12 protein-coding genes are annotated in these 16,512 nt (G+C 73.4%); 5 read left to right on the forward strand and 7 right to left on the reverse strand.

Annotated elements, in window-relative coordinates:
- Positions 1 to 24: 24 nt before the first annotated feature.
- The 3 genes from ACTRO_RS04410 to ACTRO_RS04420 form a co-directional block, all read right to left on the reverse strand.
- Positions 25 to 1,422, reverse strand: a complete 1,398-nt coding sequence (locus ACTRO_RS04410) for an NAD(P)/FAD-dependent oxidoreductase (protein WP_034261315.1) — start codon at positions 1,420 to 1,422, stop codon at positions 25 to 27.
- A gap of 125 nt (positions 1,423 to 1,547) precedes the next feature.
- Positions 1,548 to 2,552 (reverse strand): tyrosine-type recombinase/integrase, encoded by a 1,005-nt coding sequence (locus ACTRO_RS04415; RefSeq protein WP_034261317.1) that lies wholly within the window; start codon positions 2,550 to 2,552, stop codon positions 1,548 to 1,550.
- Positions 2,553 to 2,620: 68 nt separating this feature from the next.
- Positions 2,621 to 3,697 carry a phosphotransferase family protein gene (locus ACTRO_RS04420; RefSeq protein ID WP_034261319.1) on the reverse strand — a complete coding sequence of 359 codons (1,077 nt, stop codon included), beginning with the start codon at positions 3,695 to 3,697 and terminating at the stop codon, positions 2,621 to 2,623.
- 95 nt (positions 3,698 to 3,792) lie between these two features.
- Between ACTRO_RS04420 and ACTRO_RS04425 the strand changes: the two genes are divergently transcribed.
- Genes ACTRO_RS04425 through ACTRO_RS04435 form a run of 3 tightly spaced genes read left to right on the forward strand, consistent with a single transcriptional unit; the run spans position 3,793 to position 6,072 of the window.
- Positions 3,793 to 4,233 carry a GtrA family protein gene (locus ACTRO_RS04425; protein ID WP_034261321.1) on the forward strand — a complete coding sequence of 147 codons (441 nt, stop codon included), beginning with the start codon at positions 3,793 to 3,795 and terminating at the stop codon, positions 4,231 to 4,233.
- Between the two features lie 4 nt (positions 4,234 to 4,237).
- The gene (locus ACTRO_RS04430) at positions 4,238 to 5,209 is read left to right on the forward strand and encodes an ATP-binding cassette domain-containing protein (protein ID WP_034261323.1); all 972 of its coding nucleotides are present in this window, start codon (positions 4,238 to 4,240) and stop codon (positions 5,207 to 5,209) included.
- Positions 5,209 to 6,072, forward strand: coding sequence for an ABC transporter permease (locus ACTRO_RS04435; protein WP_034261325.1), 864 nt, complete (start codon positions 5,209 to 5,211; stop codon positions 6,070 to 6,072). The genes ACTRO_RS04430 and ACTRO_RS04435 overlap by 1 nt, the downstream gene beginning before the upstream one ends.
- A gap of 45 nt (positions 6,073 to 6,117) precedes the next feature.
- Here ACTRO_RS04435 and ACTRO_RS04440 read toward each other — a convergent pair whose 3' ends face one another.
- Positions 6,118 to 7,647, reverse strand: coding sequence for a hypothetical protein (locus tag ACTRO_RS04440; RefSeq protein ID WP_034261327.1), 1,530 nt, complete (start codon positions 7,645 to 7,647; stop codon positions 6,118 to 6,120).
- Between the two features lie 397 nt (positions 7,648 to 8,044).
- Between ACTRO_RS04440 and ACTRO_RS42740 the strand changes: the two genes are divergently transcribed.
- Together ACTRO_RS42740 and ACTRO_RS04450 are read left to right on the forward strand one after the other, a co-directional pair.
- Positions 8,045 to 10,006, forward strand: coding sequence for a cellulose binding domain-containing protein (locus tag ACTRO_RS42740; protein ID WP_051450299.1), 1,962 nt, complete (start codon positions 8,045 to 8,047; stop codon positions 10,004 to 10,006).
- Positions 10,007 to 10,155: 149 nt separating this feature from the next.
- On the forward strand, positions 10,156 to 11,133 hold the full coding sequence (locus tag ACTRO_RS04450) for a hypothetical protein (protein WP_051450300.1): 978 nt from the start codon (positions 10,156 to 10,158) through the stop codon (positions 11,131 to 11,133).
- A gap of 19 nt (positions 11,134 to 11,152) precedes the next feature.
- Here ACTRO_RS04450 and ACTRO_RS04455 read toward each other — a convergent pair whose 3' ends face one another.
- The 3 genes from ACTRO_RS04455 to ACTRO_RS42745 are packed head-to-tail and all read right to left on the reverse strand — an operon-like array spanning position 11,153 to position 16,430.
- Positions 11,153 to 11,650 (reverse strand): hypothetical protein, encoded by a 498-nt coding sequence (locus ACTRO_RS04455; RefSeq protein ID WP_034261329.1) that lies wholly within the window; start codon positions 11,648 to 11,650, stop codon positions 11,153 to 11,155.
- A gap of 48 nt (positions 11,651 to 11,698) precedes the next feature.
- The gene (locus ACTRO_RS04460; RefSeq protein ID WP_034261331.1) at positions 11,699 to 15,973 is read right to left on the reverse strand and encodes an nSTAND1 domain-containing NTPase; all 4,275 of its coding nucleotides are present in this window, start codon (positions 15,971 to 15,973) and stop codon (positions 11,699 to 11,701) included.
- 1 nt (position 15,974) lies between these two features.
- Complete coding sequence (locus ACTRO_RS42745; protein WP_051450301.1) at positions 15,975 to 16,430, reverse strand: CU044_2847 family protein; 456 nt, start codon at positions 16,428 to 16,430, stop codon at positions 15,975 to 15,977.
- Positions 16,431 to 16,512 lie beyond the last annotated feature (82 nt).

A 16,512-nucleotide genomic window follows, 5' to 3' on the forward strand; every position in this document is an offset into this window, starting at 1 on the left:
ACGGTCAAGCCGGTGCCCGGGCGCTCACTCCTGCTCGCGCCGGTCCGACTCGAGCCCTTCGATGATGCCGGCGATGTGCTCGGGGTCGGGGTAGATGTCGGTGAACTCGTATCCGGCGATCGTGCGCGGCCGGTCGATGCCGAGGTCCACCCGCAGCAGGTCGTCCCCGGCGACGCCGTGGCTGATCCAGTTCCCGGTCACCCGCAGCCGCGAGCGTACCGAGGGCATCGCGAGCAGGTGGTAGCCGCGGGTGGCGATCTGCGCGGGGACGCCGGAGAGCGGGATGCCCAGCGGCTTGGCCACCGCGCGCGGACCGCCGAGGTCGACCACGAGCCCGAGGTCCTTGTGGTAGTAGTCGCGCGGCGGGCGCCCCTGCATCGCCGAGACGACGTTGTCGGCCGCGACCTTCCCCTGGCGCATGGCGTGCTGCGCGGTCGGGGGGCACACGGCGTTGTCCACGCCCTCGCGCTGCTTGGCCAGGTCCGGCACGGCGGCGCAGTCCCCGAGCGCGAACACCCCGTCCCAGGCCGGCAGGCGCAGGTCCGCGCCGACCACCACGCGCCCGCGCAGCGACTCGCCGAGGCCGCGCACCAGCGGGGACGCGGCCACTCCGGCGGTCCACACCAGGGTCTGGGTCGGCAGGACGGAGCCGTCGGTCATCTTCACCTCGTCGTCGGTGACGGAGGCGACCGAGACCCCGAGGCGGAAGTCCACGCCGCGGTTGATCAGCATCTTCTGGGCCTTCGTGCCGAGCTCCTCGCCGAGCTCGGGCATGAGCGTGGGGGCGATGTCCGCGAGCGTCCAGTGGATCATGTCCGGGTGCAGGCCCGGCATCTTGCGGGCGGCGTTGCGGGTGAGCTCGAGCAGGCACGCGCACGTCTCGGTGCCCGCGTATCCGCCGCCGACCACGAGGAACGAGCAGCGCCGCCGCTTCTCCTCGGCGCTGTTGGCCGCGGCGGCGAGCTCGAGCTGCGCGATGACGTGGTCGCGCAGACTCAGGGCCTGTTTGAGCGTCTTCATGCCGCGGGCGTGCTCGGCCAGGCCCGGGATCTCGAAGGTGCGGGTGACCGAGCCGGGGGCGAGCACGAGGTAGTCGTAGCGCAGCGCGTCGTCCTCCCCGGTGATCTTCCGGATGTAGAGGGTGCGCGCGGGCAGGTCCACCCCGAGCGCGCCGGCCGGCACGCGCACGGTGCGCCGCAGCAGGCGGGCCAGCGGGGTGGCGACCGAGGAGGCGCCGAGCACGCCGGAGGCGACCTGCGGGAGCAGCGGCAGGTAGAGCGAGTGGGAGGTGGGGTCCACCAGCATGATCCGGGCGTCGCGCGGCCCGAGGCGGCGTTCGAGCCGGCGCACGCACGCCAGGCCCGCGAATCCGGCACCCACCACGACGATCCGCGGCACCCTGGCCGCCTGCGCCTGCGTCATCGCTCCCGCCGCCTTACTTCCGCGTGATCTTCCGACGCCCTCAGCCTCGCCCGCCCGGGCCCGGCCCGCACCCCGGGCACCGGGCGGCTACGCCCGCCGGGGGAAGTGACGCGGCGTGAAGCGGGTCAGGGCCGCAGCAGGCGCGTGAGCGCCTGCGAGGTGCGCGAGGCGCGGATCGCGGCGCGCTGCTCGCGGGCGGTGGCGTCGATGTAGTTCTGGCTGGTGGTCAGGGAGGCGTGGCCGAGCAGCCGCATGATCTCCACCGCGCTCGCCCCGTCCTCGGCCAGGCGCGTGGCGAAGGTGTGGCGCAGCGCGTGCACCGACGCTCCTGCCGGGACCTGCCCGGAGACCCCGGCCTCCCGGTAGGCGCGCGAGACGAGGTACTGCAGGGCGCCGCGGCCGAGGCGCTCGCCGTCGGCGCCGACGAACAGGGGCTCGGAGCGGGCGGCCTCGCGTCCGGCGCGGCGGGCGGCGCGGGAGGCGAGGTAGTCCTCGATGACGGCTTCGAGCTCGGGTTCGACCGGGACGGCGCGTTCCTTGCCGCCCTTGCCGCGCACGGTCAGGATCCGCTCGCCGGTGCGCCCGCCGAGGCTCGCCACGGTCAGCTCGAGCAGTTCGCTCGAGCGCAGCCCGGCGCACAGGAGCACCGCGAGCACGGCGAAGTCGCGTTCGGGCCAGGGCGCGCGGCGCCGGGTCGCGTCCGCGGGGGCGGCGGCCGTCTCGAGCAGCCGCTCGGGAGTGTCCTCGCCGCGCAGCGGCTTGGGGTAGCGGTGCGGGGCCTTGGGCCGGCCGACCGAGCCCATCGGGTTGCCGGGGGCGAGCTCGTCGGCGACGAGGAAGGTGAAGAACTGGTTCCACACCGACCAGGCGCGCCCGATCGAGGAGGCGGCGCGCGGCTCGGCGTACTCGGCGAACGCGGCCCGCAGCGCCCGCCCGGTGACCTTCTCGAGCCCGAGCTGCCCGGCGTGCTCGCACCCGGCTTGGCGGGCCAGCAGCGCGCCGAGGCCTTCGAGGTCGCGCCGGTAGGCGGCGAGGGTGTTCGCGGACTGCTTCAGGGCGGCGCGCGAGCGCAGGAACTCCGCTATCGCCTCGGCGAGCGGCATCGGGCCGGTTCCGGGGTTCTCGTCCATGCGCTGATTGTGCCCTGCGCCACCGACAGCCGCGCCGCCAGGCCCTTCTGACGGCGCGTCACCGCAGGTCAGGGCTCTTCGGGGGAGAGCTTCTCGAGGTGGGCGATCTCGCCGAGCAGCGCGGCCTCGAGCCTCTCCCACCGTTCGGCGTGCTCGGGCGCGCCGCGGCGCTTGCCGCGGCTGGGCATCTCGACGTACATCAGCAGGTACAGGTGCAGCCGGTAGAGGGTGAGCCGGCGCAGTTCGCCGTCGGTGAAGGCGCGGCCCGCCTCCCCGGTGGCGGCGCGGTACCCGGCGAGGAACGGGTGCCCGGGCTCGGACTCGATGCGCCGGAACAGGGCGGTGGAGACGAAGTCGATCAGCGGGTCGCCGTAGAGGAAGCGTTCGCCGTCCACGAGGCCGCTCAGCTCGAGCGCGCCGTCGGGGCCGGGGGCGGCGAGCACGTTGCCGTCCCACAGGTCGAAGTGCACGAGCGCGGGCCGGCGCACGTGGGCGAGCACGTCGGCGTTGCGGCGTATCAGGGCACGGATCTGCTCGGCCGGCGCGGGCAGCGCGAGGTCCCAGGCCGCGGCGTCGGCCAGCAGCGCCTCGATGATCGCGCAGTACGCCTCGGGCCAGGTCGCGCCGTGCGGGCGCACCCCGTCGTCGTAGCCGAAGCTCCCGTCGGGCGAGCTCAGCGCGTGCACGCGTGCACACGCCGCCCCCAGCGCCGCGCGCACCGGGCCGCTCGGGTCAGCTTCGCCCGCTTCGCGCGCCGCGTCGAGGTAGTGGTAGAGCGGCTTGCCGGGCAACAGCGAGACCGCCATCCACTCGCCCCCGTCCGCGTCCTCGCCGTCGGCGTGGAGTGTGGCCACCGGCACCTGCGGCGCCTCGTTGCCGAGCCGGGTCAGGTAGCGCGCCTCGGCCGCGACCATGCCGCGCTCGTAGGCGAGCAGCGTCACCCCGGGCGCCGGCCCGACCTTGAGCACCAGCTCGCGTCCGTCGCGCAGCGCGACGCGCGCGACCGCCGCGAACTCCCCGCCGCCGAGCGCCTCCCATCCGCCGACCTCGGCCCCGGGCACCGCCGCCTCGACCAGCCGCCCCACCACACCCTCGTCCAGCGTGCGCCGCGTCGGACTCGTGTGCTTTCGCTGTCCCACCGTCATCGCGCCAGGCTAGCGCGTACGTGGCCTGCGGTTCACCCGGGCGTGATATGCGTACTGAGCACGGATCACCGGGAGCGGCGGGGGAGCGACGAGGTATGAGCGGTACGGGCTGGTCACAGTGGCTGACGAAGGCACGCCTGCTGGAGATCGCGCGCTACAGCGCGGTCGGGTTCGGCACGTTCCTGCTCGACACCGCGAGCCTGATCGCGCTGCACGGCGGCGCGCACCTGCAGCTCGCCCTCGCCACCGCGCTCGCCTTCGCCCTCGCGTCGCTGGTCAACTTCGTCCTGAGCCGCCAGTGGGTGTTCGAGCAGGCCTCCGCCGGCGCCACCCCGCGCGCGGCGCTGATCCGCTACACCGTCGTGGTCCTGCTGGGCCTCGGGGTGACCGCGGCGCTGGTGCCGGTGCTCTCCGGCACGGGCCTGGACTACCGGATCGCGAAGATCCTGGTCTCGGCCGTGGTCGGCGTCGGCAACTACTTCGCCTTCCCCCGGTGGGTCTTCCGGGCCGCGGCCCGGCCCGGGGCCCTAGCCTAGAGCGGTGGAGCACGAACCCGCGCCGCCGTCGCCCGGGATCATCCGCACCGAGCGGCTGACGAAGGTCTACCCCGGCACCGACTTCTCCGCCGTCGACCAGCTCGACCTCGACGTGCGCCCCGGTGAGATCTTCGGGCTGCTCGGGCCGAACGGCGCCGGCAAGACCACCACCGTGGGGATGCTCACCACCCGGGTGCTGCCGACCTCCGGGCGCGCCCACATCGGCGAGGTGGACGTCATCGCGCGCCCGGCGCTGGCCAAGCAGCTGCTCGGGGTCGTCTCCCAGCAGAACACCCTCGACCGGCAGCTGACGGTCTGGGAGAACCTCTACTTCCACGGCCTGCTGTTCGGGGTCGGCCGGGCCGCCTCGCGCGCGGCCGCCGACCGGCTGCTCGAGCGCTTCCACCTGGTCAAGTGGGCGAGGGCGTCGGTCTTCGCGCTCTCCGGCGGGATGGCCCAGCGCCTCATGGTCGCCCGCGCGATCCTGCACCGCCCGGCCGTGCTCTTCCTCGACGAGCCCACCGCCGGGCTCGACCCGCAGTCGCGCCTGGCCCTGTGGGAGATCCTCGGCGAGCTCAACGCCGACGGCCAGTCGATCCTACTGACGACGCATTACATGGAGGAGGCGGACCGGCTGTGCGAACGCGTCGCGATCATGGACCACGGCCGGATCCTCGCCCTGGGCACCCCCACCGAGCTCAAGCGCGGCGTGGACGCGGACACGATCGTCACACTCAAGGCCACCGGCGACCTGCACCGGCTCGGGCAGGAGCTGCGCGAGCGGGTGCCGGGGGTCACCCGGGTGCGCACCGCCGGGATCTCGCTCGAGCTGCACCTGCGCGGCGCGGCCGGCTCGCTCGCGCGGATCGTGACGGCGGCGGAGTCCGCCGGGTACGAGGTGGCCGACCTGTCGGTGGCCGAGCCGAGCCTGGAAGACGTCTTCATCGGGCTGACCGGCAAGGAGCTGCGCGACTGATGAGTGCCGAGACCGCGATCCGCACCACCCCGGCGCGCTCCACCGCCGCGGCCTCGCGCACGGCGCTGGGCGCGCTGATCCTGCGGGACCTGACGGTGCTGCGCAAGAACTTCGGCGAGTTCGTCGCACGCACCCTGATCCAGCCGTTCCTGCTGGTGTTCGTCTTCCTCTACGTCTTCCCCACGATCGGGCAGGGGGTGGGCGGCGGGGGCGGGGCGGCCGGGGAGTCGGCGTTCGCGACGGTGCTGGTGCCGGGCGTGGTCGGGATCACCATCATGTTCCAGGGCATCCAGGCCGTCGCGCTGCAGCTCTCGGCCGAGTTCGGCTACACCCGCGAGATCGAGGACCGGGTCCAGGCCCCGTGCCCGATCTGGCTGGTGGGGGTCGCGAAGATCCTGTCCGCGGCGGCCCAGGGGGTGATCTCGGCGCTGATCGTCTTCCCGATCGCCGCGGTGGTCCACGCCCGCGGCGTGCACGCGGACCTCTCGTTCCACTGGTGGATCGTGGTCACCATCATCCCGCTCGCGTGCGTGGCGATGACCTCGCTCGGGCTGCTGCTGGGCACGAGCTTCGAGGCGCGCAACATCGGGCTGATGTTCGGGTTCGTGGTGCTGCCGCTGACCTTCCTCGGCGGCACCTACTACGAGTGGACGCGCCTGGCGCCGGTGAAGGTCGGCGCCTTCCCGTGGCTGCAGACCGTCGTGCTGGTCAATCCGCTGATCTACATCAACGAGGGGATGCGGGCGGCGCTGACCGAGGCGCCGCACATGCACCTGTACATCGTCTACCCGGTGCTGATCGGGTTCCTCGTGGTCTTCCTCGGCCTGGGGCTGCGCAACTTCCGCCGCAAGGTGCTCTCCTGAGGGCGCGCCCCCGCCCGGCGGAGCGGCGGGGGCGCACCGGCTTCGTCAGGAGACGTTGAGCGCGGTGTCGTCGAGCACGAACGAGGTCTGCAGCTTCGAGCCCTCGGTGCCGGTGAACTTCACGGTGACGGACTGTCCGGCGTAGGCGGCGAGGCTGTAGCTGTGCTGGGTGTAGCCGGAGGCCTTGTTGACGTTGGAGAAGCTCGCCAGGGTCCCCAGGACGGCGCCGGAGGTGCTCAGCACCTGCACGCTCAGCGTGTCGTAGGCGGTCGAGCCGGTCTCGGCGGTGTCGATGTGCAGGTAGAAGGAGAAGCTCGCGTTCTTGCAGGCGGCCGGGATGGCCACGGACTGCGCGAGCGTGTCGGTGGTGGCCGCGCCCCAGCCGTCGAGCCAGGCGTCGTAGCTGCCGGTGCGCGCGGGTTCGGCGGAGGTGTCCTCGATGACGTTGACCGGGGAGTGCGTGGAGGTGACCGTCCAGGGCGAGGCCGAGCCGGTCTCGAACCCGGGGTTGCCCAGCAGCTGCGCCGCCGTGCACGAGGAGCCGCCGCCGGTGCCGGTGGCCGAGGCCGACGGGCTCGCGGTGGTCGGGGTCGCGCTCGCCGAGGAGGTCGCGGTGGTCCCGGATCCGGCGAGCCACGCGGTGGCGTTCAGGCCCAGCTGGGAGTCGGTGGCGTTCGCGTCGTTCCAGCCGTTCTCGAGCGTGTTGCCGCTCTGCCCGGTGCCGTCGTCGATGTCGGAGCTGTCGCCCCAGACCGCGACGCGGCCGGCGCCGAAGGTGCTGGTGGCGAAGAACGCGCCGGTGTTTCCGCCGGAGGTGGCCCCGGAGACGTAGACCAGGCCCTTGGCGTCGGCGTTGTCGGCCGGGTGCAGGGTGACGGTGGTGCCGTCGTAGATCGCGCCGCCGGTGACGGTGCCGAAGGAGCCGTGCAGGATCGGGTTGGCGGCGTCGGTGATCGCCTTGGGGTAGCCGCTGGCGATGTCGAGCAGATCGACCGAGAACCCGAACGGGTCGGTGCTGTCGACCGAGTTGTTCGTCATCAGGTCATTCGCGATGGCGGGGGAGTCGTACCCGTCGTTGTTGCGGTCGCTGCCGTTGTGGTCGACCACGAGGAACAGCCCGCCGCCGGCCTGCACGAACTTCATCACCGCGGTCTTCTCCGCGGCCGTGAGCAGCGTGTTGGCCTCGGGCAGGACGAACTCGTCGAAGTTCGACAGGTCCTGCGGGTTGGAGGAGTCGCCGTAGGTGATGGCCTTGGTGTTGGTCTGCAGGGTGTAGTTCCCGGTCTTCTGCAGCGCGACGCCCCAGGCGGAGATGGCGCCGGTCCAGTCGGTCTCGACCGTGGGGTTGGCCTTCTGCGCGGTGGGGTCGGGCATCGAGGTGCTGATGATCCAGTCGGCGTTGCCGGCGGTCTCGGCGTGCGCGTCGTCGAACAGGACCTTGAGTTTGGCGGTGGCCGCGTGCGCGTGCGGGCTGGCGGTCACGGCGAGCAGGCCGAGGGCGCAGGCCAGGGCCGCGGCGGTGACCGCGGCCGTGGCGCTGCCGGCCCGGGATCGGGCGAAGGAGCGTAGAGACATATCGGTGACCTAACGTGGGTATGTCAGGGACGTGTCCGATTGTGCGATGAGAACCCTTATGGGGCAATCATCCGGTTCATGGAGTCTTCGAGAACTCCACGGGAACAGCCGTCGCCGGGGCGACCTTCCAGGATCCCCGACCCGCCCTCGGCCGTCAAGGCACCGCCGGGCGGCGTGAGCCCGCCGCCCGCGCGCCGCGGCCCGTTCGACCCCCTCACCCGACCGGCGTTCGACACCGGCCCGGCGCCCGCATCGCAGGGCCCGAATGTAACTTTCACAACCACTTGACGTGGCTCTGACGTGGTGTTATCTCTACCCCGCAGCGGGCCTGAACCGGTTGTGCCGCGTCCTTCCCCGCGACCGCCCTCGTCCTCGCGATGCGAAGGAACCCCCCACGATGCCCACCGACACACGGCCCGCCGCACCCCGGCGCCCGGGCCTGGCGCTCGCCGCCGGCCTGAGCGTGCTGGGCGTGGCCGCGGCCCTCGCCCTGCTCCCGTCCACGCCCGCCTACGCCGCCGACACCGCGACGATCAACGGCGCGAGCACCTACCAGACCATGGCCGGGTTCGGCGCCTCCCAGGCGTTCGGCCAGGCCTCCTCGCTGATGAACGCGCCGAGCGCCGAACAGCAGCAGGCCCTGGACTTCCTCTACAGCCCCACCGCCGGGGCCGGGTTGACCATCCTGCGCAACGAGATCTCCGCCGACTCCGGCAGCACCATCGAGCCCACCGCGCCCGCGAGCCCGAGCGCGACCCCGTCCTACGCCTCGCTCGCCTCGATCAACCAGGACTCCGGCCAGCTCTGGCTCGCCCAGACCATCAAGGCCAAGTACGGGGTCTCCGACATCATCGCCGACGCCTGGAGCGCCCCGGCGTACATGAAGACCAACGACTCCGTCGACAACGGCGGCACCCTGTGCGGGGTGACCGGCGCGAGCTGCTCGAGCGGCGACTGGCGCCAGGCGTACGCGAACTACCTCGAGCAGTACGCCGCGGACTACTCGGCCGCCGGGGTCCCGCTGACCTGGATCGGCCCGGAGAACGAGGCGAACATCGCCACCTCCTACGACAGCATGCAGCTCAGCCCCGCGCAGACCGCGCAGTTCCTCGAGACCCTCGGCCCGGCCATCGCCACCTCGGGCCTGTCCACCAAGGTCGAGTGCTGCGCGACCGAGGGCTGGGACACCGCGCAGACCTACTCCGCCGCGATCGAGGCGGACGCGACCGCGAACCAGTACACCCAGGCGTTCACCAGCCACGGCTACACCCAGGCGCCGACCTCGCTGCTCTCCGGCTGGAGCAAGCCGGTCTGGCAGTCCGAGTGGATGGGCACCTCCAACGCGTTCGACGCCGCCTGGGACGACGGGACCGCAGACGCCGGATTCACCTGGGCCCAGCGCATCTACCAGGGCCTGACCGAGGCGAACCTGAGCGCCTACCTGTACTGGGAGGGCGCGGACACCAACAACGCCAACGGCGGCCTGGTCTGGCTCAACAGCAACGGCACCGCCTCCGCCTCCAGCCGCGTGTGGGCGTTCGCGAACTACAGCCGCTACATCCACCCCGGCGCCGTGCGCATCGCCGCCACCAGCTCCAACGCCAACGTGGACCTGAGCGCGTTCAAGAACACCGACGGCACCGTCGCCATCGTCGCGCTCAACACCGCCTCGAGCGCGGACACCGTCGGCTTCTCCCTGTCCGGCACCGGCATCACCACCGGCACCGCGACCCCGGTGCTGACCAACGCGTCGAGCAACGCGGCCAGCCAGAGCGCGATCTCGCTCGCCGGCGGCGCGTTCTCCGGCACCATCCCGGCCCGCTCCCTGGTCACCTACGTCGTCGCGAGCGGCACCGGCACCAGCGCCTCGCCCTCGCCGTCCGCATCGGCCTCCGCGTCGCCCTCTGCTTCCGCGTCCGCGTCCCACTCCGCCTCTCCGTCGCCCTCTGCTTCCGCGTCCGCGTCCCACTCCGCCTCTCCGTCGGCCTCCGCGTCCGCGTCCGCGTCGCACTCGGCCAGCCCGTCGGCCTCGGCCACCTCCTCCGCGACGTGCACCGTGCAGTACTCCACCACCTCCCAGTGGGCCGGCGGCTTCACCGCCAACGTCGTGATCAACGACACAGGAAGCACCGCCATCAACGGCTGGACGTTGAAGTTCACCTTCGCGGGCGACCAGAAACTCTCCAACGCCTGGAACGCCACGGCCACCCAGTCCGGCGAGAGCGTCACGGCCGTGAACATGAGCTACAACGCGGCCATCGCCCCGGGCGCCAGCACCAGCTTCGGGTTCCAAGGCACCTGGACCGGCAGCGACGCACCGCCCACGAGCTTCACCCTCAACGGCGCCGCCTGCGGCTGACAGGCCGCCAGATCCCTGACGCACGGCTTCGGCCCCTCCCCGGTTCCCCGACCGGAACCCGGGAGGGGCCGAAGCCCCTTTCCCGGCCCGCGTTCCTACGGCACAATGACCGTCAGGGGATTGACGGGTTCAACGGGGGGGATACCGCTGTGTCTGACGGAACGCTGGCCGAACCCGTCTGGGACAACGCGCCGGGCCAGATCCCGCGCCACCCGCTGCGCGCCGTGCTCGCCGCGCCGGGCCGGGCGGTGGCGCCGATCGAGGCGTGCAGGCAGTGCGGGGCGGCGGTGGGCGAGAAGGTGTTCGCCCTGTGCTGCGCCTCCTGCGCGCAGCCGCTCACGCTCGACTCCGACCTGACCGAGCCGGCCCGCCCCGACGCGCTGGCGCTCTTCGCCCTCGACGAGGCCGGCGCACGCACCGCGCTGCGCGCGTGGATCGCGCACCGCCGCCTCGCCCCGAAGTCGTTCAAAGCCGCCGCCGCCGTGCGCTCCCTCGACGGGGTCTACCTGCCGTTCTGGGCATTCAGCGCGAGCACCCGCACGAACTACGTCGGGCGCCGCGGCGTGCACAAGTCCCGCTCCGTCTACCGCACCCACACCAACAGCGAGGGGCAGTCCGAGGGGTCCTGGGAGACCGAGCGGTACACCGACTGGGACCACACGGCCGGCCAGGTCGTGCGCTACTTCGACGGCGTACGCGTACCGGCGTGCACGCCGCTGCCGGACAAGGTCCCGGACTGGCCGCTCGCCGCGCTCGCCCCCTACGCGCAGGGCGCGACCGAGGGCCGGCGCATCATCGCCTACGACCTCGAGCCCGGCCAGGGCTTCGTCCAGGCCACCTACCTCATGGGCGAGCAGATCGAGCGCGACGTCCGGGCGGACATCGGCGGCGACGAGCAGCGGATCAAGGAGGTGGCCACCGACTACGCCGACGAGTCGTGCACGCTGCTCCTGCTGCCGGCCTGGCTCGTGACCTACGCCCACGCCACCCGCACCTTCTCCGCGCTCGTCAACGGCTCCACCGGCGAAGTAGCCGGGGACCGGCCGTACAGCCGCACGAAGATCTCGGTGCTGATCGGCGCGATCGTCCTCGTCGCCGCCGTGGTGATCCTCCTGCTGCGGCCCTGACCGGGCCGCTCGTCGCCGCCTAGTCGCAGAGTCCTGACGGGGCGTCGGGGCCGCACCAGTTCAGGTTCAGCGCGTCGATTTCGTCGTTCGCCGGGTCCAGGTCGAAGGTGATCGTGCCCTCGGGCAGCAGGGCCGGGTCGGAGGTCGTGAAGACCCACCCGGTGGCCGTGGTGCCGGAGACGGTCTGCAGCTTCCCGTGCGCGACCGCGCCGTCGGTGATGATGTTGTCGCTCATGTTGTCGCAGGGCGGCGCGCTCTCGGAGCAGTCCTGGTAGGTGCGCTCCTCCATGATGAACGTGCCGTCGCGCGCGACACTCATGTCGTTGCCGTGCCCGACCCATTTGCCCGCGAACGCGTCGAAGTTCGCCGGGGTCGAGGGTGCCGCCGCCGTCGGCGAGGCCGGCCCGCTCGTGGAGACCTGCGCGACAGTGCTCTGCGACGAGGCGGAGGCGCACCCGGAGGCGGCCAGCGCGGCCGTCACCGCGAACGCGCCGGCGATCGCTCGTGTCGTGTTCATGTGCTCATCCACTCCTGGGGTAGGTCGGATCGCTGGTCGGTTCGGGGCTCAGCCGGCGCCGCGGCAGGGGGTCGTGACGCTCGCGCCGGGCGCGGCTTGCGCGAGCTGCGCCGGGGGCTGCAGGTCGCCCACGGCTCCGCACAGCTGCGCGGTGAGGCCGGCGGCGCTGGTGGTCCAGGCGGCCCCGTCGCCGCCGTAGACGTCGGTGTAGATCTCCCGGCTCTGGTCGCTCGCCCGGGGCGGGCCGACCGCCAGGACGACCTCGCCGACGGCCAGGTTCATCGCAAGCGCGTCGAACACGACGTACTGGCCGATCAGTACGGGGGCGGAGGGCTTGGATACGTCCCACATGCGCATCGCCCCGGTCACCTCGACCTCCGCGAGGAAACGCCCGTCGGCGCTGAAGCGCACGGTCACCGCGGCTGATCCGCCGCCGGGCAGCGGCGCGACCTGCGCCGCTCCGTCGGCCGTGGTGCGCCAGAGCCCGACGCCTCCGGCGGGCGTGGCGGCCGCGAGCAGTGAGGCGCCGGGGGCGAAGTCGAGCGCGGTGGCCGGGCCGATCCGGGCGGCCGGGGCGGCGAGCACGGCGGGGTGGGCCGGGTCGCGCACGTCCCACAGGGCCGGGGGCTCGTCCCCGCCGGGCCCGCTCGGGGAGGCGGCGATCGCGAGGCTCGCATCGTCGGCGCTGAAGGACATGTCCCCGCTCGGGACGTGCGCGAAGTGCACGAGCTGTGTGGGCCGGGCCGGGTCCGCGGTGCCGATGATCCAGGCCGAGTCGAGGAACTCGTCCCTCGCTACGAGCAGGTCGCCGCGCGGGCTGAAGGTGACGTCGAGGCTGTCCGCGCCGCCGACGACCCCGCCGACTCCGCCGGTGACTGTGACCGCGCCGCGCCGTACCGGGCGGGCCGGGTCGGTGATGTCGAACAGAGTGACCGCGTCGATGGATCCCACGGCGAGCAGGTGCCCGCTGATCGCGACGTTCTCCCCTTCGCCATCCGGGTCGGGCAGCGTCGAGAGCTGCTGCAGATGCGCGGGGTCGCTGGCGTCCCACAGCCCGACGCCGTCGAACCCCGACTCGGCCAGCACGCTCCCGTCGGGGGAGAGGGCGAGGGAGGCGGCCGCGCCCAGCGCCTCCAGCGTCTGTGCGCCGGGCGTCGTCAGGTTCGCCACGTCCCAGATCTTCACCTCGTCGTCCGGGATGCGCGGATCCGCCGAGCTCTGCGCGAGCGCGACCAGCGTCCCGTCGGGGCTCAGCGCGAGACCGAGGCTTGCGCCGGGGTCCGGCAGCGTCGTCGCCGGGCCGTCCGGATTCGCCAGATTCCAAACATTGACATCAGCGCCTTGGTCTGAGGTGGCGGTGAACAGGTCGTTCCCGTCGCGCGAGAAGACCAGGGCATCGCCCTCGCCACCGCCTCCGTCACTCAGATCCAGCGTCGACTCGAGCTTCGGGGCGCCCCCGCCCGACACGTTCCACAGCCGCACCCCCTGATCCGCGCCCGTCGCGGCCAGCTCGCGCCCGTCCGGGCTGAAGGCGACCGCCCGCATCACTCCGGAGCCCGCCATCCGCGCGACCGACCTCGGAGACGCCGGTGCGGACAGATCCCACAGGCTCGTGCCGCCGTCCTGATCGGCCGCCGCCAGCCTCCCGCCGTCAGGGCTGAAAGCCAGGCCCCAGACCGTCCCGCTCCCCGCGGACATCCTCGCCTCGGGAGCACTGCCGGAACCCGGCCACAGCAGGACCCTGCCATCAGATTCGCCCGCGGCGAGCAGCGACGCGTCCGGGCTGAAGGCGAGCGCGAGCACCGATCCGCCCGCGGTCGCCGGTTCGCGCGTGCGCACCGGCCGCGCCGGGTCGGCGATGTCCCACACCGCGACCGCGCCGACGGTGGTGCCGAGTGCGAGCTGCTCACCGTCGGCGCTGAGCGCCATCGCCGAGACACCCACGTCCGCCAGGCTCGCCACGACCTCGTGCCCGGCGCGGCTCCACAGCTCCACCTTCCCGGCGAGGTCCATCGCGATCACCGTGTCGCTGACCTCCACGCCGGAGACCGCCGGCGCCGCGATGATCCCGGGCAGCGCGATACCGCCGATCAGCGCGTCGAACGCCTCCGCCGTCGGCGCGCTCTGATACGCCGCGACCGCCAACTGCTTGGCCATGTTCGGGTTCGAACCGGCCAGCGCCGCCGAGCGCGAGGCGAACTCGCGCGAGAACGCCGCCTGCTGCTGCGTGACCCCGTAATCGTGCTGCTGGCCCGCGATCACCGCGGCGCTCGCCCCGAGCAGGCTCGCCGCCACCAGCGCCCCGATCAGACCCCTGCGACGGCGCCGCCGCCGCGCCGCGACCTGCCGGCTCTCCTCGACGAACTCCCGCTCGGCCGCCCCGACCTCCGCCGGCCGCGCCCGCATCCACTCCAGCGCCGCCTGAACCTGCCCCGGCCCGAGCACCCTGGTCCGGTCGCGCCCGGCGCCCGCCCACGCCCGCCGCGCCGCGCGCACCTGCTCCTGCCAGGTGCGAAACTCCCGGTTGCGCTCGACCCACTCGGCCAGCCGCGGCCACGCCCGGATCAGCGCCTCGTGCGCGAGTTCGACCGTGTACGCGCCGGCCGGCTGACGGGTGGTCACCACCAGCCGCGAGGTCGACAGGCGCGCGAGCACCGGGCGCTCGGCCGCGCCGAACTGGTCGCTCTCGGCCACCCGCCGCGTATCCGGGGAACGCTCCCCGGCATCGAGCACCTCGCCCGGCCGCACCAACTGGATGAAGATCCGCTCGAGCGCGGCCTCCTCCGCCTTGTCCGCCCACTCGAACAAGCTGCGCTCGGCGATCCCCGCGAGCGCACCGCCCACCCCGCCCAACGCGTGATACGCCGCCGCGGTCAGCTCCCCGCGCGACTGCTCCCGCCACAACTGCGCCAACGTGAACTCGAGCAGCGGCAGCCCGGCCGCGCCCGGCGGGGTCTCCTCGAGGATCCGCTCGAGCAGGCCGTCCGCGAACCGCACCCCGCCGAGCCCTTCGAGCGGATCGGCCGCCACCGCGCGCAGCTGATCGCGCGTCAGCGGCGGGATCACCACGTGCGTCTCATCCCACGCCGCCGCGACGTGCGGAGCCGCCTCCAGGTGCCGCAGGAAGTCGATCCGGGCGACCACCACCGCCTGCACGCCGCGCGACCCGTCCGGACGCCGCGCCGTCAGCGCCCCGAGCAGCGCGTCCAGATGCCCGGCCGTCTCCGGCGCCTCGGCCAGCAGGCCTTCGAACTGATCGGCCACCAGCAGCAGCCGCGAGCCCTCGGGCCACCCGGCCAGCGCCCGGTCGACCGCGACCTCGAGCCCGCCCGGCGCCCCGAGCTGCTCGCTCAACTCCTGCCAGCGGCCGCGCCAGACCTGCTCGTCCCCGGGCTCCGGCCCGGCCGGCCCGAGCAGCGCCCAGGCGACCAGCTCCGGCGCGGAATAGCGCCGCCCGTGCGGGATCCGCGCGACGAGGTAACGCCCCGAATCCCGCAGCCGCGCCACCAGACCGGCGTTGACCAGCGAGGACTTGCCCACCCCGGACGCCCCCAGCACCGGCACGATCGCCGCGCTCTCCCGCTCGACCAGATCCACCAGCCGCGTCGTCTCCGCCTCCCGGCCGAAGAACACCGACGCGTCGCCCTCCGCGAACGCCGACAGGTCCCGGTACGGGTTGCCGGCCACCAGCGCCGCGCGCAGATCCGGCCAGTCCCGCTCGACCGACTCGACCGTCAACGCGTACCCGGTGCGCAGGCCCGCGTCCGCCTCCACCGTCACCACGATCCCGACGACCGCGCCGAGCTCCTCGTCGAAGATCGGGCCGCCGCTGAACCCCTGCGCCAGCACGAACGCCGCGTCCCGGTCCGCGCGCAGCTGCAGCCACCCGGTGCCCTCGCGCCCCTCGACCACCCCGGTGCTCCACACCCCGGCGTCCTTCGCGCCCCCGCGCCCCACCGGGAACCCGAAAGCCCGCCACCGGTGCCCGGCCAGCTCCTCGACGGCCGACAGGCGCATCGGCATGATCCCCTCGGGCGGCGGTGAGGCCAGCTCGAGCACCGCGAGGTCCCCGCTCATGTCCGCCCCGATCGGCGTGCTCACCCGCACCCGCGCCGTCAGCGGCCCCGGCCGTCCCGCGAGCGGGAAGTCCACCGTGACCTCCGCGCCCGCCTCCACAGCCGCGTCTCCGCCGAGGCCCAGCACGTCCGCGACCACGTGCGAGCACGTCAGCAGAAAGCCCCCGGCGATCAGGAACGCCGCGCCCTCCGGGCGCCCGTCCTCGCCCAGGACGCGGGCGATCGCCCGCTCCCACCCCCGGCTCATCTCACACCGAATCCGCGCCGCGGGCCGCCGGCGCCGCATCCTGCCCGCTGCCGTCGGCGTCGGCGTCGGCGTCGGCGTCGGCGTCGCTGGCGTCGCCGCCAGCGTCGTCGCCGGAGTCGAGCGGGCGCGGGGTGTCCTCCGCCTCGTCCGGGTGCCGCGTCCACTCGAGCTCGAGCACGAAGTGCGCGTCCGCGGTCCCCTTGACCACGACCATGCCCGTCTCGGCCGAGAGCTTGATGCCGAACTCCGCCCGGATCCGGTCCGGCCCGCGCGTCGCCGCGGCGAAGCGCTGCACGATCATCTCCGCGATCTGCCCGACCTTCGCCAGGCTCTCCTGGAACGACTCGGCCCCGGCCGCGATCGCGTCCCTGCCGCGCCCGGCCCGCACCACCCCGGCCTCCACGTCGCCCTCGACCAGGAAGGCCCGGCCCTGACTCAGCGGCACCTCGACGTTCACGTCCCACCCCACCTCACGTGCACGCCCCTGCGCGGCGCGCCTCGGCCACGACGCAGAGCAGCATACTGGCACGCCCGCGCCG

Source organism: Actinospica robiniae DSM 44927 (assembly GCF_000504285.1).
GTDB lineage: Bacteria > Actinomycetota > Actinomycetes > Streptomycetales > Catenulisporaceae > Actinospica > Actinospica robiniae.

Coding starts and splice junctions, on each gene's coding strand:
- ACTRO_RS04460 (WP_034261331.1), bottom strand. CDS start 15,973: ATGAGCCGGGGGTGGGAGCGGGCGATCGCCCGCGTCCTGGGCGAGGAC.
- ACTRO_RS04435 (WP_034261325.1), top strand. CDS start 5,209: ATGAGTGCCGAGACCGCGATCCGCACCACCCCGGCGCGCTCCACCGCC.
- ACTRO_RS04455 (WP_034261329.1), bottom strand. CDS start 11,650: ATGAACACGACACGAGCGATCGCCGGCGCGTTCGCGGTGACGGCCGCG.
- ACTRO_RS04440 (WP_034261327.1), bottom strand. CDS start 7,647: ATGTCTCTACGCTCCTTCGCCCGATCCCGGGCCGGCAGCGCCACGGCC.
- ACTRO_RS04420 (WP_034261319.1), bottom strand. CDS start 3,697: ATGACGGTGGGACAGCGAAAGCACACGAGTCCGACGCGGCGCACGCTG.
- ACTRO_RS04425 (WP_034261321.1), top strand. CDS start 3,793: ATGAGCGGTACGGGCTGGTCACAGTGGCTGACGAAGGCACGCCTGCTG.
- ACTRO_RS04415 (WP_034261317.1), bottom strand. CDS start 2,552: ATGGACGAGAACCCCGGAACCGGCCCGATGCCGCTCGCCGAGGCGATA.
- ACTRO_RS04410 (WP_034261315.1), bottom strand. CDS start 1,422: ATGACGCAGGCGCAGGCGGCCAGGGTGCCGCGGATCGTCGTGGTGGGT.
- ACTRO_RS42740 (WP_051450299.1), top strand. CDS start 8,045: ATGCCCACCGACACACGGCCCGCCGCACCCCGGCGCCCGGGCCTGGCG.